The organism is Bradyrhizobium sediminis, from assembly GCF_018736085.1.
GTDB classification, from domain to species: domain Bacteria; phylum Pseudomonadota; class Alphaproteobacteria; order Rhizobiales; family Xanthobacteraceae; genus Bradyrhizobium; species Bradyrhizobium sediminis.
In genome coordinates, this window is record NZ_CP076134.1 from 4885851 (window position 1) to 4901046 (window position 15196).

The following is a 15196-nucleotide window of genomic DNA, read 5'->3' on the forward strand; positions in this document are numbered from 1 at the left end:
TTATAGGCCGCTAACCTTCCAAAATCAAAGATTTGCAGGGGTTTTCGGTATGGCGGTAGTGGCTGCTGCCCGCTTAAGAGGCAGATATTAACCATGATTTCACGCCCGAATGCGAGGATGCCGCTCTCCTTTCTCGTTCCGAGAGACGCCTCATGGCATTCGGTTTGTTTCGAAAACGGCCCGAACCGGCCGTGCCCGCGGTCGCTCCGGCGGTGGCGCCCCCCGCCGTTGCGGCCGCTGCGCCCGGTAATTCGGATAGCGATTCGGCCAGGGAAATCCTCGAACTGCTCGAACTCGAACTGGGCGCGATGATCCGCCAGCTCGAACGCGCAGCCAATTCGGTCGCCGGCGGCGCCGAGGCCACGGCGGCCACGCTCTCCACCATCCGCCAGCGCACCGACGCCCTGACCGGGCGCACCAGCGCCGCGCAATCCACCGCGACCACCTTCTCGCAGGCCGCCGACCAGTTCACCCATTCGGCGCAAGGCATCGGGTCCCAGGTGCGGGACGCCAGCAAGCTGGCCGACCAGGCCGGCGAAGCCGCCCGCGAAGCCAGCCTCAACGTCGACCGCCTGAGGGAGTCCTCGGCCGCGATTGGCAATGTCGTTAATCTGATCGCGCAGATCGCCAGGCAGACCACGCTCCTGGCGCTCAACTCCACCATCGAGGCGGCGCGGGCGGGTACCGCCGGACGCGGTTTCGCGGTCGTCGCCACCGAGGTCAAGGCGCTGGCGGTGCAGACCCAGAACGCCACCGAGGAAATCTCGAAAAAGATCGACGCGCTGCAGAAGGATGCCGCAGGCTCGGTCGATGCGGTGCACCGTATCTCGCTTGCGATCGAGGCGATTCGCCCGGTGTTCGAGAACGTCACCGGCGCGGTGGCGGAGCAGAATGAAACCACCAGCGCGATGTCCGACAACGCCGCCACCGCATCGAACTTCATCGTCGCGGTCGGCGACAGCGCCGCCGAGATCGACAGCGCCACCAAGGAAGCCGAGACCCATGGCGAACGTGTCGCCAGCGCCGGCAAGGCCGTCACCATGTTCGCGCAGAAGCTCAAGTCGCGCTGCGCGGTGCTACTGCGCCAGGACGAGCGCAAGGACCAGCACACGGGCCTGCGGCTGCCGTGCAATCTGGGAATAGAGATCCAGACCGCCCGCGGCCCGGTCGCCGCGTCGGCTTACGAGATCGCCCGGGAAGGCATCCTGATCGGCGGACCGGAAGCCGAGAGGCTGCCGCTGAATGAAAGCCTCGACGCCGCGCTGGAAGGCGTCGGCGCCTGCAGGATCCGCACCGGCGAACGGTCGAAGGCCGGCGTGCAGGCGCGTTTCGAGCGGCCCGATGCCGCATTGATCGAAAAGATCGAAGACAAGCTCTGGTCGATCCAGGACGAAAACACCGAGGCCGTTACCAGCGCCATCGAAGCCGGCCGCGCGCTGACCAGGATTTTCGAGGACGGCGTCAGGAGCGGCGCCATCTCGATGGACGATATGTTCGACGAGAACTACGTCGAAATCCCCGGCAGCAATCCGGTGCAGCACCGCACCCGGATTCTGGACTGGGCCGATCGCGCACTGCCGCCGTTCCAGGAGGCCTTCCTGACCAAGGACCCGCGCATGGCGTTCTGCGTGATGATCGACCGCAACGGCTACCTGCCGGTGCACAACAAGCTCTACTCGCATCCGCAGCGTCCCGGCGACGCCGCCTGGAACACCGCGAACAGCCGCAACCGCCGCATCTTCAACGATCCCGCGGGGCTGGCCGCCGGCCGCAATCTGCGCGCCTACCTGATCCAGAGCTATGCGCGCGACATGGGCAACGGCAAAACCATCATGATGCGCGAGATCGACGTGCCGATCCGCGTCAACGGCCGCCACTGGGGCGGATTCAGAACGGCCTACAAGCTCTGACCTACCAGAACCCCGGCAGCGTCGGCTCCAGCCTTCCGCCTTTTCGCACCGGCGCGATCTTGAGCGCCAGCCCGGTCTTGTCGTCGGTCTCGACCGCGACGGCGCTGAATGTCGCAGCGCCCGCCGCCGGCTCGAAGCGGCCCGAGGGAATACCCGTCGTAAAACGCCGCAGCGGCTCTTCCTTCTGCATGCCGATGATCGAATCGTAATCGCCGGTCATGCCGGCATCGGTCATGTAGGCGGTGCCGCCGGAAAGGATCTGGTGATCGGCGGTCGGCACATGGGTGTGGGTGCCAACCACGAGACTGGCGCGGCCGTCGCAGAAGAAGCCGATGCCCTGCTTTTCGCTCGACGCCTCGCAATGGAAATCGACCACGATGGCGTCGGCCGCCTCGCGCAGCGGACAGGCTTCGAGCTCGCGGCTGATGACGGCGAACGGGTCGTCGAACGGCGTCATGAAGACGCGGCCGATGGCATTGACGACCAGCGCGCGCTTGCCGTTCTTGGTATCGACCAGCGCGGCGCCGCGGCCCGGCGTGCCCTTCGGAAAATTCGCCGGACGAACCAGCCGTGGCGCCCGCTCGATGAACACCAGCGCCTCGCGCTGATCCCACGCATGGTTGCCGAGCGTGACCGCATCGGCGCCGGCGTCGACGAACTCCTGATAGATCGCCTCGGTGATGCCGAAACCGCCGGCGGCGTTCTCGCCGTTGACGACGACGAGATCGAGCGCCCAGTCGCGGATCATGCCCGGCAGATGCTCTGAGATGGCGATGCGCCCGGCCCTGCCGACCACGTCCCCGACGAAAAGAATGCGCAAAGTTATGTACTCCGGAAATCGAACACTCGCGTTTCCGTTAGCACATAATCCAGCGCCACGTCGTGCGACAACGCCGGCACCGCCTCGATTTCCTGCACGGCGAAGGCGAGACCGATGCCCGTGATGGCTTTCGCCTTGCGCAAATGCGCCAGGGTGTAGTCGTAATATCCGCCGCCATAGCCGATGCGATGTCCCAACCGGTCGAAGGCGGCCAGCGGCACCAGCATGATGTCGGGAACGACTTCGGCGGCGGCGGGCGACGGCTCAGGGATGCCGAGCGGTCCGAGCATCAGCCGGTCGTCGGGAGACCAGGCACGAAAGGCCAGCGACTTGCCGCGCGCGACGATCGCCGGCAGCGCCAGCAGCACTCCCTCTGCGGCCAGCTTCCGCATCAGGGGAGCGGGATCGATCTCGCCGCGGATCGGCGAATAGCCCGAGACGATCGTGCCGGGCGCGATCTCGATCGGCAGCCCGCGTTTGGCGATGGCCTTTGCCGCGGCGTCGCGTTTCTTGTCGCTCAGCGCGTCGCGCTTGGCGAGAGCTGCGGTGCGGAGATCGGCCTTCGATCGCTCTGTCGGCAAAGTCGGCATCCAGCGTTGTATTTCGCCGTCATCACATTCCCGGTGTCATCACTCGCCACCGGGTCGGCGCTACGCGCCGCCCGACGACAGGCTCCAGCGGGTGATCCAGTATTCCAGAGAACTCGTGATTGAACCGCGAAGCTGCGGGGCACTGGATACCCCGCTTTCGCGGGGTTTGACGGGTGAGAAGGCGACTACAAAATTCGAAAACAAAAGTGCGAAGCCGCGATGGCCGTTGGAGCACTCGATCCCGGAGTTCCCTACGAAAGTAGGTGGGCACCATGTGACCGGATCCACGGACCCGGCCAGGGACAGTTCCCTGAAGGATCGATAAGGCCCCGGGGATATATGGCTCCTGACGCGCGACACAGCTTCGCCCCGCCAATGTAGACACGACGGGACCAAACCGCCAGCGTTAACGGAGGCTTTGGTCAACCAATCGCCACCCCCGCGGCCGATTCCAGGGTTCGGCACCTGCCTCTCTCAACGTCATTGCGAGCGCAAGCGAAGCAATCCAGCTCCTACCGCAGCAAAGCTGGATTGCTCACATGGGGAATGTGTGTGTCAAGGATGAGCAGTCACCTTTTTGTTCGACTGCGGCCACCTTTCCGTCCCGACCGTGGGCTGTGCAGGATGACGCGCGCAGATCAAGTCAAGGCCGGCCCGTTAGGGCCGCCGCGCAGCGGCTTGGCCTTGAGTTGAGCGAGCACGTCATCATGCTTGGTGCGTCGGGCACGACAGGAGCTCCTGGTGTTGGCGGTTCCGTCAGGGCATCTGCAATCCTCGCAGTTACGATCCAGGGTTCGAGCCGGTTCGGCGATCTGGGTTGCTTGCCAGATCAAACTCACATTCGGTCGTCGCTTGATGCGACTGCACCAGGATTCCGCTTGCGGCGGGCAGGCTCGAGAGGACGAGGCCATTCTTCGTTGCGGCATTTGAAGCCATGCAATCCATCGGTTCGTCCACCCGGATCTTCCGAGGCTGATCGGGCCTCGGCAGATGGGTTATGGTTCGGTTGCGTGCGGGCTGCGGAGCTTGCCGCCGGGCCCGGTTCTGGATCAGGCGGCGGGCTTCATCACGGCCTCCTCGAGGATGACGCCCTGGGTGACATACTTCCACAACGCCACGAGAAGCTTGCGCGCCAGCGCCACGATCGCGCGCTTGCGGCCTTGCGGGCTTCGCTCCTTGAACCAGCGCGTCAGGGCCGACTGCGGCTGGTGACGTACCCACAGCCAGGCGAGCTGGATCATCGTGGTCCGCAGCCTGGGATTGCCGGCCTTCGACACGCCTTGCTCGTGTCGGATGCGTCCGCTTTGCCAGGGCGTTGCCGCAAGGCCCGCATAGGCGGCGACCTGGCGGCGGTTGGCGAACTGCCGATAGAACGCCTCCGACCAGAGCACGGCGGCGAAGTTGGCGCCCACTCCCTTCAAGGCGAGCAGCATCGTGACCGGGTCCGGCGCGGCCTTCTCGCTTGCAGGCATTCTCGCCGCCGCCAGCAGGGCTTCCTGCGCGGCCTCGACCGACTTGATCTGGTCCAGAAGCAGCTCGATCCGATCGAGCTCGCGGCCGATCTGAGCCTTCAGATGCGACGGCAGCTCCCGTCCATCTCCGGTGCGCAACGCTTCAAGCCGCGCCCGCCGGTCGCGCCGCAGCGGTCCGTAGTCGGATATCCCCTGCGCGAACAGAAGCCCCTTGATCCGGTTCACATGCGTGACGCGCTCCTCGATCAATGTCCGCCGTTCGCGGCAGAGCCTCCGGCGATCCTCCTCCTCGGGCGAGGGCGCAACCACCATCGCGCAGACCCGCGGCTCGCCGCGCTTGTAGGCCAGAAGCGCCCGCAGCAGCGTCTCGCCGTCGAGCCTGTCCGTCTTGGCCCGCCTGCGCCGCCGCGGCGTCGCGATCGAAGCGGGATCGACCACGTGGCTCTCGATCCCCTCCTGTTGCAGAACGCGGTGGAGCCAGAACCCATCCAGCCCGGCCTCCTGGATCGTGATGATCGGATAGCTTTGGCCGGTCCGGACCTCCGCCTTGCGCTTGAGCTCCGCAAACAGCGCCAAAAGCTCGGCCACATGGCCAGCTGCGACGCTGCGCTTGGACATCTTTTCGCCTTTGCCCGGCGACAGCGACGTCACCAGCCAATTCGAACGGCTCAGTTCCAACGACACAAAAATTGCGCCAATATGCGTGCGGATAGCGGTCGGTTCGTCGGAAGGATGATCGAGCAACATCGTCGTCTCCAGGTTGAGTGGTTTCAGCAACCTCAGTCTGGCTCCAGACCCGGCCGCTATCCACTCCCCATGGAATCTTCGTCGCAAGAGCTCCTCGCAATGACGGAACTACCCGATCGCGACGCCGCCGCCGATGGTGCGGTTGAGGATCTGGGTGGTCTTCTCGATGCGTTCGGCCGCGGAGTTCAGCGCATTGGCCACCGCGATCTGCGTCGCCTTGGCGCGATCGGCCGCCGCGACGCGGACGCCGCGCAAGGCGTCGAGTTCTTCCTCGAGGTTGCGGATGCGCTGGCCGGAGTCGAGCAATTCGTCGCATACCGTCAGCGCCGCCATCACGGTCAGGCGCGCGTCACCAATCTCGCCAAACTTGCCGCGCAGGCTCTGGATCCGCGATTCCAGACTCTCGGCGAGCTTCAGGAGCCGCACCTCCTGGCCTTCCTCGCAGGCCATCCGGTATTGCCGGCCGTTGATGGTGACGTTGATATGGCTCATCCGTCTTCTCCGGGATCGAGTACGGTGCGGATGGTGCTGATCGCCGCATCCAGCCGGTCGGCGATCTCGCGATTGGCGCGCTCCAGCCGGCGCGACTTCACCAGCGATCCGTCGAGTTCGTCGGCAAGCCGGGACCGGTCGGCGCCGAGCGCCTGAATCCGGGCCGCCAACTCGTTCTCGTCACGGTCGGCTTCGCGCCGGCGTTCGACCGCACTCTCCAACGCATCGAGCGCCGACATCAGCCGCCGCGTCGCGGCGTCGATATCGGCGAAGACCGGCTCGGCGTGGCCAGCGCCATTGGCGGGACGATCGCTCATGACAGACTGCGCGGACCTTTCATGAGCCGGCCGGGGCGCAAAATCCGCGATCCGGCAAGCGTTTAAGGGGAGAAATTTACGTGGCAAGCGAGGCCAGCGCAACGCCGCTTAGAAGCTATGCACCGCTAAGCAACTTTTCGTACCGGAAGCGCCCTTCCTCGCCTTGGACTCGGGGAACCGAGATGCTATCCAGCCCCTGACTTCCCGTTGCCTTCCGGCACTAACCGCGGCATTCGCACAGGTTGCGGATCGCCACCAAGCACCTCATTTCAAGCGGATTTTCAACATGACGCAGGTTCATTCCCGTATGGCCAACGCGATCCGTGGGCTCGCAATGGACGCCGTCGAGAAGGCGAAATCCGGCCATCCCGGCCTGCCCATGGGCGCCGCCGACATCGCCACCGTGCTGTTCACGCAATTCCTGAAATACGACGCCGCCGACCCGAAATGGCCGGACCGCGACCGCTTCGTGCTGTCGGCCGGACACGGCTCGATGCTGCTGTATGCGCTGTTGTACCTGACCGGCGACAAGGACATGACGCTCGACCAGATCAGGAATTTCCGCCAGCTGGGATCGCTGACGCCGGGACACCCGGAAAACTACCACACCAGGGGCATCGAGACCACGACCGGCCCGCTCGGTCAGGGCATCGCGACCTCGGTCGGCATGGCGCTGGCGGAAAAGATGCTGGCCGCCGAATTCGGCAAGAAGGTCGTCAGCCATCACACCTATGTACTCGCCTCCGACGGCGACCTGATGGAGGGCATATCGCAGGAAGCGATCGCGATGGCCGGCCACTGGAAGCTCAACAAGCTGATCGTGCTCTACGACGACAACGGCATTTCGATCGACGGCCCGACCTCGATCGCCGACTCGGTCGACCAGGTGAAGCGGTTCAAGTCGGCCGGCTGGGCCGCCGAGCGCATCGATGGCCACGATCCCAAGGCGATTGCCGCGGCGATCGCGCGGGCGCAGAAGTCCAACAAGCCGTCGCTGATCGCCTGCAAGACCACGATCGGCTACGGCGCGCCGAACAAGGCCGGCACCGCGAAGGTCCATGGCGAAGCGCTCGGCGCCGATGAACTCAAGGCCGCCAAGGAAAAACTCGGCATTTCGCTGGAGCCGTTCTCGGTGCCGGAGGACGTGCTGAAGGCCTGGCGCCAAGCCGGCAGCCGCGGCGGCGCCGCGCGCAAGGAGTGGGAAGCGCAGTTCGCGCAGCTCGGCAACCGCAAGCGCGCCGAGTTCGAACGCCGCCTGCGGCACGAGCGGCCGGCTTCGCTGGCCAAGGCGCTGAAGGCCCACAAGAAGGCGCTGATCGAGACGCCCCTGACGGCCGCCACCCGCAAATCATCGGAGGCCGCGATCGAGGCGATCGCAGCCGCGATGCCGATGGAATTCCTGGCAGGCTCCGCCGACCTCACCGGCTCCAACAACAACAAGGCAAAATCCGCGGTCGCCTTCTCCGCCAAGACGCCGAAGGGCCGCTTCATCCATTACGGCATCCGCGAGCACGGCATGGCGGCAGCCATGAACGGCATCTTCCTGCATGGCGGCTTCGCGCCGAACGGCGCCACGTTCCTGGTGTTCACCGACTATGCCCGCCCGGCGATGCGGCTTGCGGCCCTGATGGGGGTCGGGGTGGTCTACGTGATGACCCATGATTCCATCGGCCTTGGCGAAGACGGGCCGACGCATCAGCCGGTCGAACATCTCGCCGCGCTGCGCGCCATTCCCAATATGCGCGTGTTCCGGCCCTGCGACGCGATCGAGGTGGCGGAGTGCTGGGAGCTGGCGCTGAACCGGACCGAAGGGCCGACGGTGCTGGCGCTGACCCGCCAGAACCTGCCGCAATTGCGCACGTCGGCACCATCAGAGAATCCCTGCAGCCAAGGCGCCTATGAACTGGTCGCCGCCCAGGGCGAGGCCAAGGTCTCGCTGTTCGCGTCCGGTTCCGAGGTCGAGATTGCGACTGCCGCGCAGAAGCAGCTGGCCGAGCGCGGCATCGCGTCGCGGGTTGTGTCGGTACCCTCGCTCGAATTGCTGCTGGCGCAACCGGCGGACCGCCAGAAGGCGGTAATCGGCAATGCCCCGGTCAAGATCGCGATCGAGGCCGCGGTCCGGTTCGGCTGGGATGCCGTGATCGGGCACGACGGTGAATTTATCGGCATGCAGGGTTTCGGCGCCAGCGCGCCCGCCAAGGAGCTTTACAAGCACTTCGGAATTACTGCCGAGGCCGCGGTTAACGCTGCCCTGAAGCGCTTGGGCTGAGGGTCGTTCACAGTTGAGCTTACCCGGAAAAAGGACTAGGAAACCGTCATCTTGACCGTTCTCGCCCGGCCGAACCGGGCGATCCGCCGTAACAACCTCCGTGGACATGCGCCGCGGGGCTGGAACCAGCTATTAGAGGAGAAACGAGCATGGCAATCCGGGTCGCGATCAACGGGTTTGGCCGCATCGGCCGCAATGTGCTGCGCGCCATCGCCGAGTCAGGCCGCAAGGATATCGAGGTCGTCGGCATCAACGATCTCGGTCCGGTCGAGACCAACGCCCATCTGTTGCGCTTCGATTCCGTGCATGGCCGTTTCCCCGGCACCGTGACCGTCGAAGGCGACTCGATCAGCCTCGGCAACGGCAAGATCAGGGTCTCCGCCGAGCGCGATCCGTCCAAGCTGCCCTGGAAAGAACTCGGCGTCGACATCGCGCTGGAATGCACCGGCATCTTCACCGCCAAAGACAAGGCCTCCGCACATCTGACCGCCGGAGCCCAGCGCGTGCTGGTCTCGGCGCCAGCCGATAACGCCGACGCGACCGTCGTCTACGGCGTCAACCACGACACGCTGACCAAGGACCACCTGGTCGTCTCCAACGGCTCCTGCACCACCAATTGCCTCGCGCCCGTCGCCAAGGTGCTGCACGACACCGTCGGCATCGAGACCGGGTTCATGACCACGATCCACGCCTATACCGGCGACCAGCCGACGCTCGACACCCTGCACAAGGACCTCTATCGCGGCCGCGCCGCGGCGATGTCGATGATTCCGACCTCGACGGGCGCCGCGAAAGCGATCGGCCTGGTGTTGCCGGAACTGAACGGCAAGCTCGACGGCGTCTCGGTCCGCGTCCCCGTCCCGAACGTCTCGGTGATCGATCTCAAGATCGTCGCGCAACGCAAGACCACCAAGGAAGAAATCAACGAGGCGATGAAGCGCGCGAGCGAACAGCAGCTCAAGGGCATCCTTGGCTACACCACCGCGCCCAATGTCTCGATCGACTTCAACCACGATCCGCATTCCGCGACGTTCCACATGGACCAGACCAAGGTGCAGAACGGCACGCTGGTGCGGGTGATGGCGTGGTACGACAACGAGTGGGGGTTCTCGAACCGCATGGCCGACACCGCCGTGGCGATGGGAAAGAAGCTGTAAGTCATTTTCGTCATGCCCGGCCTTGTGCCGGGCATCCACGTCTTCCTTCCCTCGGCAAGCAAGACGTGGATGGCCGGGACAAGCCCGGCCATGACGAGGAAGGATGTCATGAACAAATTCCGCACCCTCGATGACGTCGACGTGAAGGGCAAGCGCGTGCTGCTGCGCGTCGATCTCAACGTGCCCATGGAAAATGGCCGCGTCACCGATGCCACTCGGCTGGAGCGGATCGCGCCGACCATCACCGAGATCTCCGGCAAGGGCGGCAAGGTCATCCTGCTCGCGCATTTCGGCCGGCCGAAGGGCCGCGACGCCAAGGATTCGCTGAAGCCGGTCGCATCAGCACTTTCGCACGTCATCAAGAAGCCGGTCGGCTTCGCCGAGGATTGCATCGGCGAGGCCGCCGAAAAGGCGGTTGGCGCGATGAAGGATGGCGACATCCTTTGCATGGAAAACACCCGCTTCCACAAAGAGGAAGAGAAGAACGATCCCGTATTCGTCGCCGAACTCGCAAAACTCGGCGATATCTGGGTCAACGACGCCTTCTCGGCCGCGCACCGCGCGCATGCTTCCACCGAAGGCCTCGGCCACAAGCTGCCGGCCTATGCCGGACGCACCATGCAGGCCGAACTCGACGCGCTCGGCAAAGCGCTGGAAGCGCCGACCAAGCCCGTGATTGCGATCATCGGCGGCGCCAAGGTCTCCACCAAGATCGACCTCCTGGAAAACCTCGTCAGCAAGGTCGACGCGCTGGTGATCGGCGGCGGCATGGCCAACACCTTCCTGCATGCGCAGGGCGTCGGCGTCGGCAAGTCGCTGGCGGAGAAGGAACTCGCGGCTACCGCACTGCGGATTTTCGAGAAGGCGGAAGCCGCCAATTGCGCGATCATCCTGCCCGTCGACGCCATCGTCGCCTATCACTTCGCGGCCAATGCGCCGGCGCAGGCCTACGGCCTCGACTCGATTCCCGCCGACGGCATGATCCTCGACGTCGGCCCGCAGTCGATTGCGCGGATCCACGCCGCGATCGACGACGCCGCGACGCTGGTCTGGAACGGCCCGCTCGGCGCGTTCGAGATGCCCCCGTTCGATCGCGGCACCATGGTGGCGGCCAAGCACGCGGCGGAGCGGACCAAGTCCAAAAAGCTGATCTCGGTCGCCGGCGGCGGCGACACCGTGGCGGCGCTGAACCAGGCCGGCGTAGCCGGCGATTTCACCTATGTTTCGACCGCAGGCGGCGCGTTTCTCGAATGGATGGAAGGGAAACCATTGCCGGGCGTCGAGGTTTTGAAGATACGTTAGACTGGGACGGGTCTTCCAGGCCCCAACGCGGAGAACAGGACACATGGCTCGCATCACGTTGCGTCAATTGCTCGATCACGCGGCGGAACACGACTACGGCGTGCCGGCCTTCAACATCAACAATATGGAGCAGGCGCTCGCGATCATGGAGGCAGCCTCCAGTCTCGATGCCCCTGTGATCATCCAGGCCTCGCGCGGCGCACGGTCCTACGCCAATGACGTGATGCTCAAGCACATGATGGACGCGGTCACGGAAATCTATCCACAGATTCCGGTCTGCGTGCATCTCGATCACGGCAACGAGCCCGCCACCTGCATGACCGCGATCCAGGCCGGCTTCACCTCGGTCATGATGGACGGCTCGCTGAAGGCCGACGGCAAGACCCCAGGCGACTGGGACTACAATGTCGACGTCACCAAGACCGTCACCGACATGGCTCATCTCGGCGGCATTTCGGTGGAAGGCGAACTCGGCGTGCTCGGCTCGCTCGAGACCGGCATGGGCGACAAAGAGGACGGCCACGGCGCCGAAGGCAAGCTCTCCCACGACCAGCTCCTGACCAATCCGGACGAGGCCGTGAAGTTCGTCAAGGAGACCAAGGTCGACGCGCTGGCGATCGCGATGGGCACCTCGCACGGCGCCTACAAATTCACCCGCAAGCCGGACGGCAATATCCTCGCCATGAACGTGATCGAGGAAATCCACCGCAAGCTGCCGAACATGCATCTGGTGATGCACGGTTCGTCCTCGGTGCCGCAGGAGCTGCAGGACATCATCAACGCCAATGGCGGCAAGATGAAGCCGACCTGGGGCGTGCCGGTCGCCGAGATCCAGCGCGGCATCAAGAACGGCGTCCGCAAGATCAACATCGACACCGACAACCGCATGGCGATGACCGGCCAGATCCGGAAAGTCCTGAAGGACAACCCGGAAGAATTCGATCCGCGCAAATATCTCAAGCCGGCGATGGAAGCGATGGCGAAGCTCTGCAAGCAGCGCCTGCAGGAATTCAACACCGCGGGCCAGGCCGGCAAGATCAAGAAGGTGCTGACGACGGCAGAGATGGCGAAGCGCTACACCAAGGGCGAGCTCGATCCGAAAGTCGCATAACCGGCCTCCGGCGGTCTTCTCCCGCGCCGCGCGTTTTCTTGGGTTTTGCCCGAGAACGGTCTATTTTGGCCCGCAACACATTGCGTTCGGAAGGAGGCACCGATGAATCTCGCCGATCTCAACAAGGTTGCCCTGGCGATGGTGACGCCAGGCAAGGGAATACTCGCCGCCGACGAATCTTCCGGCACCATCAAGAAGCGCTTCGACGCCATCAAGGTCGAGTCGACCGAGCAGTCGCGCCGCGACTATCGCGAAATGCTGTTCCGTTCCCAGGAGGCGATGAGCCAGTACATCTCCGGCGTCATTCTCTATGACGAGACGATCTGGCAGGAGGCCAAGGACGGCACCCCGCTGATCAGACTGATTGAACAATCCGGGGCGATCCCCGGCATCAAGGTCGATGAAGGCACCCAGGCCTTGCCAGGCTGTCCGGGCGAGTTGGTCACGGCAGGCCTCGACAAGCTGGCCGAGAGGCTGAAGAAATACTATGAACGCGGCGCGCGCTTTGCCAAATGGCGCGCGGTGATCGATATCGGCCCGGGCACTGACGGCCCGGGCACTAGCGGCCCGGGCATTCCGACCATGACGGCGATCCACGTCAACGCCCATGCGCTCGCGCGTTACGCCGCACTTTGCCAGGCCGCCCAGATCGTTCCTATCGTCGAGCCGGAAGTCCTGATGGACGGCGATCACGACATCGATCGCTGCTATGAAGTGACGCAGCGCGTGCTCGACGAGACGTTCCGGGAGTTGCGAGTCCAGCGCGTCGAGCTGGAGGGCATGATCCTGAAACCCAATATGGCGATCGCGGGCAAGAAATGCGCGAAGCAAGCTTCGGTTCAGGAGGTGGCGGAGAAAACCATCCGGCTGTTGAAAGCTTGCGTACCGGCCGCAGTGCCCGGCATCGCCTTCCTTTCCGGCGGGCAGTCCGACGAGGACGCGACCGCGCATTTGAGCGCCATGAACCGCATCGGCGGCCTGCCGTGGCGCCTTACCTTCTCGTACGGCCGTGCGCTGCAGGCAGCGCCGCAGAAAGCGTGGTCGGGCAAGGCGGAGAACGTCGCCGTGGGCCAGCGTGCCTTCACCCATCGCGCGCGGATGAATTCGCTCGCGAGCAAGGGCGAATGGAAGGCTGATCTGGAAAAGAAGGCGGCATAGATTTGGCCACTAAACCCGTTCCGCCGCGCCCCGTGCCGCGTCTCTATCTCGCGACGCCTGACGTGGACGATCCGTCGGCGCTGATCGCAAGCCTGCCGGGGCTGCTGGCCAAGGCGGATGTCGCGGCGGTGCTGGTGCGGCTCAAGCCGACCGACCAGCGCACCATGATTTCGCGGGTCAAGGCGCTGGCGCCTGCGATCCAGGGCAGCGGTGCGGCGCTGCTGCTCGACGGCCACGTCGAACTGGTGGCCCGCGCCGGCGCCGATGGCGCGCATCTGACCGGCATCGCGGCCATGGAAGAGGCGCTGCCGACGCTGAAGCCCGACCGCATCGCCGGCGTCGGCGGGCTTTCGACCCGGCACGATTCGATGGCCGCGGGCGAGGCCGGCGCGGATTACGTGCTGTTCGGCGAGCCCGATGCCGCGGGACTTAGGCCCTCGGCCGAGGCGATCGCCGAGCGGCTGGGGTGGTGGGCCGAACTGTTCGAGCCGCCCTGCGTCGGCTATGCCGCCTCGCGCGAGGAAGCCCATGAATTCGCCGCAGCGGGAGCGGATTTCGTGCTGGTCGGCGATTTCATCTGGAACGACAAGCGCGGCCCGGCGGCGGCGTTGATGGATGCGGAGCAGGCCATCAGGCAAGCGCACGCCGCGGCGTCCGGAAAAGCCAAGGCCGAGCAGGGATAACGCCGGAGATGAAGATCCTGCGTCCCGTATCGATTCTCGCAAGCTGCCTGCTGTGGCCGGCCGGCGCGGTGGCGCAGATCTCGCTGACGCCGCCGGGCGTTGCGACGCCGCCGGCGCAGAGCAAGCCGCAAGAGAAGCCCAAGGATAACCCCAAGCCGAAGCCGCCGGTCGCCGCCAAGAAGCCTGCCCCGGCCGCGACGCCGAAGCCCGCGGCAACGCCTGCGCCGACTGCGACCGTCACTCCCGCCCCCGTCTTCGAGGATCCCAACGTCGACCTGGTCTACGGCGCCTATCAGCGCGGGCAATACAAGACCGCCTTCGATCTTGCGAGCAACCGCGCGCAGTTCAACGGCGATCCCAAGGCGATGACCATGCTCGGCGAGCTCTACGCCAATGCGATGGGCGTCAAGCGCGACTATGCGAAGGCGGCCGAGTGGTACAAGCGCGCCGCCGACGGCGGCGACCGCGAGGGCATGTTCGCGCTCGCCATGCTGCGGCTGGCCGGGCGCGGCGGCCCCATCAACCGCGAGGAGGCGGTGAAACTGCTGGCGTCCTCGGCCAAGCTCGGCAACCCCAAAGCGGCCTACAATCTCGCTTTGCTCTATCTCGACGGGCAGACGCTGCCGCAGGACGTCAGGCGCGCCGCCGAACTGCTCCGCGTCGCCGCCGACGCCGGCAATCCGGAGGCGCAATACGCGCTCGCCACCTTCTACAAGGAAGGCACCGGCGTCGCCAAAGACATCGACAAGGCGGTTAGACTGCTGCAGGCGGCGTCCCTTGCCGGCAATGTCGACGCCGAGGTCGAGTACGCCATCGCGCTCTATAACGGCACCGGCACCCCGAAGAACGAGGCCGCCGCGGTGGCGCTGCTGCGGAAAGCCGCCAAGCAGAACAGCCCGATCGCGCAAAATCGCCTCGCGCGCGTGCTGGTGAGCGGCCAGGGCGCGCCAGTCGACAAGATCGAGGGCCTGAAATGGCACATTGTTGCGAAAACCGCGGGCAAAGGCGACCCTGTTCTCGACGAGGCGCTGGCCGCCCTCAGCCCCGAGGACCGCACCAAGGCCCAGGAGGCCGCCCGCAAATGGCTCGGCACCAAATGAACCGCCTTGACGCCACCCCAACCGCAGGGCACCCAATCCGAAGCCGATGACGGCATCGGGCCGTTTCT

The 15196-nt window shown here is 65.2% G+C and carries 13 protein-coding genes and 1 other RNA gene; 8 read left to right on the forward strand and 6 right to left on the reverse strand.

The genetic code is table 11. The features are described from left to right. Nucleotides 1-152 precede the first annotated feature (152 nt). The gene (locus KMZ29_RS23560; protein ID WP_215621438.1) at nucleotides 153-1910 is read left to right on the forward strand and encodes a methyl-accepting chemotaxis protein; all 1758 of its coding nucleotides are present in this window, start codon (nucleotides 153-155) and stop codon (nucleotides 1908-1910) included. Nucleotide 1911: 1 nt separating this feature from the next. Here the strand turns inward: KMZ29_RS23560 and KMZ29_RS23565 are convergent, their stop codons facing one another. From KMZ29_RS23565 to KMZ29_RS23590, 6 genes are all read right to left on the reverse strand, one after another. Further along, nucleotides 1912-2730, reverse strand: coding sequence for a TIGR00282 family metallophosphoesterase (locus KMZ29_RS23565; RefSeq protein WP_215621439.1), 819 nt, complete (start codon nucleotides 2728-2730; stop codon nucleotides 1912-1914). 2 nt (nucleotides 2731-2732) lie between these two features. Beyond that, nucleotides 2733-3311 carry a 5-formyltetrahydrofolate cyclo-ligase gene (locus KMZ29_RS23570; protein ID WP_249779772.1) on the reverse strand — a complete coding sequence of 193 codons (579 nt, stop codon included), beginning with the start codon at nucleotides 3309-3311 and terminating at the stop codon, nucleotides 2733-2735. A 216-nt stretch (nucleotides 3312-3527) separates the two neighbouring features. Beyond that, nucleotides 3528-3688: non-coding RNA, 6S RNA (gene ssrS / locus KMZ29_RS23575), on the reverse strand. A 681-nt stretch (nucleotides 3689-4369) separates the two neighbouring features. Further along, nucleotides 4370-5539 carry an IS110 family RNA-guided transposase gene (locus KMZ29_RS23580; RefSeq protein WP_215620307.1) on the reverse strand — a complete coding sequence of 390 codons (1170 nt, stop codon included), beginning with the start codon at nucleotides 5537-5539 and terminating at the stop codon, nucleotides 4370-4372. Between the two features lie 108 nt (nucleotides 5540-5647). After that, complete coding sequence (locus KMZ29_RS23585; RefSeq protein WP_215621441.1) at nucleotides 5648-6031, reverse strand: cell division protein ZapA; 384 nt, start codon at nucleotides 6029-6031, stop codon at nucleotides 5648-5650. Further along, nucleotides 6028-6348, reverse strand: coding sequence for a DUF4164 domain-containing protein (locus KMZ29_RS23590; protein ID WP_215603627.1), 321 nt, complete (start codon nucleotides 6346-6348; stop codon nucleotides 6028-6030). The genes KMZ29_RS23585 and KMZ29_RS23590 overlap by 4 nt, the downstream gene beginning before the upstream one ends. A gap of 286 nt (nucleotides 6349-6634) precedes the next feature. On the opposite strand from KMZ29_RS23590, the gene tkt reads away from it, so the two are divergent. The 7 genes from tkt to KMZ29_RS23625 all read left to right on the forward strand — a co-directional run bounded on the left by tkt (nucleotide 6635) and on the right by KMZ29_RS23625 (nucleotide 15128). Next, nucleotides 6635-8617: a transketolase gene (gene tkt / locus KMZ29_RS23595; RefSeq protein WP_215621442.1), complete on the forward strand. Its 1983-nt coding sequence runs from the start codon at nucleotides 6635-6637 to the stop codon at nucleotides 8615-8617. 149 nt (nucleotides 8618-8766) lie between these two features. Further along, complete coding sequence (gene gap / locus KMZ29_RS23600) at nucleotides 8767-9774, forward strand: type I glyceraldehyde-3-phosphate dehydrogenase (protein ID WP_215621443.1); 1008 nt, start codon at nucleotides 8767-8769, stop codon at nucleotides 9772-9774. A gap of 108 nt (nucleotides 9775-9882) precedes the next feature. Next, entirely contained in the window at nucleotides 9883-11076 is a 1194-nt protein-coding gene (locus KMZ29_RS23605) for a phosphoglycerate kinase (protein ID WP_249779773.1), read from the forward strand. 43 nt (nucleotides 11077-11119) lie between these two features. Further along, nucleotides 11120-12187, forward strand: a complete 1068-nt coding sequence (gene fba, locus KMZ29_RS23610; RefSeq protein ID WP_215621445.1) for a class II fructose-bisphosphate aldolase — start codon at nucleotides 11120-11122, stop codon at nucleotides 12185-12187. A 102-nt stretch (nucleotides 12188-12289) separates the two neighbouring features. Next, nucleotides 12290-13345 (forward strand): class I fructose-bisphosphate aldolase, encoded by a 1056-nt coding sequence (locus KMZ29_RS23615; RefSeq protein WP_215621446.1) that lies wholly within the window; start codon nucleotides 12290-12292, stop codon nucleotides 13343-13345. A gap of 2 nt (nucleotides 13346-13347) precedes the next feature. Then, nucleotides 13348-14028: a thiamine phosphate synthase gene (locus tag KMZ29_RS23620; protein ID WP_215621447.1), complete on the forward strand. Its 681-nt coding sequence runs from the start codon at nucleotides 13348-13350 to the stop codon at nucleotides 14026-14028. 8 nt (nucleotides 14029-14036) lie between these two features. Continuing rightward, nucleotides 14037-15128, forward strand: coding sequence for a tetratricopeptide repeat protein (locus KMZ29_RS23625; protein WP_215621448.1), 1092 nt, complete (start codon nucleotides 14037-14039; stop codon nucleotides 15126-15128). Nucleotides 15129-15196 lie beyond the last annotated feature (68 nt).

Coding starts and splice junctions, on each gene's coding strand:
- KMZ29_RS23560 (WP_215621438.1), top strand. CDS start 153: ATGGCATTCGGTTTGTTTCGAAAACGGCCCGAACCGGCCGTGCCCGCG.
- KMZ29_RS23580 (WP_215620307.1), bottom strand. CDS start 5,539: ATGTTGCTCGATCATCCTTCCGACGAACCGACCGCTATCCGCACGCAT.
- KMZ29_RS23585 (WP_215621441.1), bottom strand. CDS start 6,031: ATGAGCCATATCAACGTCACCATCAACGGCCGGCAATACCGGATGGCC.
- KMZ29_RS23590 (WP_215603627.1), bottom strand. CDS start 6,348: ATGAGCGATCGTCCCGCCAATGGCGCTGGCCACGCCGAGCCGGTCTTC.
- tkt (WP_215621442.1), top strand. CDS start 6,635: ATGACGCAGGTTCATTCCCGTATGGCCAACGCGATCCGTGGGCTCGCA.
- gap (WP_215621443.1), top strand. CDS start 8,767: ATGGCAATCCGGGTCGCGATCAACGGGTTTGGCCGCATCGGCCGCAAT.
- KMZ29_RS23605 (WP_249779773.1), top strand. CDS start 9,883: ATGAACAAATTCCGCACCCTCGATGACGTCGACGTGAAGGGCAAGCGC.
- fba (WP_215621445.1), top strand. CDS start 11,120: ATGGCTCGCATCACGTTGCGTCAATTGCTCGATCACGCGGCGGAACAC.
- KMZ29_RS23615 (WP_215621446.1), top strand. CDS start 12,290: ATGAATCTCGCCGATCTCAACAAGGTTGCCCTGGCGATGGTGACGCCA.
- KMZ29_RS23625 (WP_215621448.1), top strand. CDS start 14,037: ATGAAGATCCTGCGTCCCGTATCGATTCTCGCAAGCTGCCTGCTGTGG.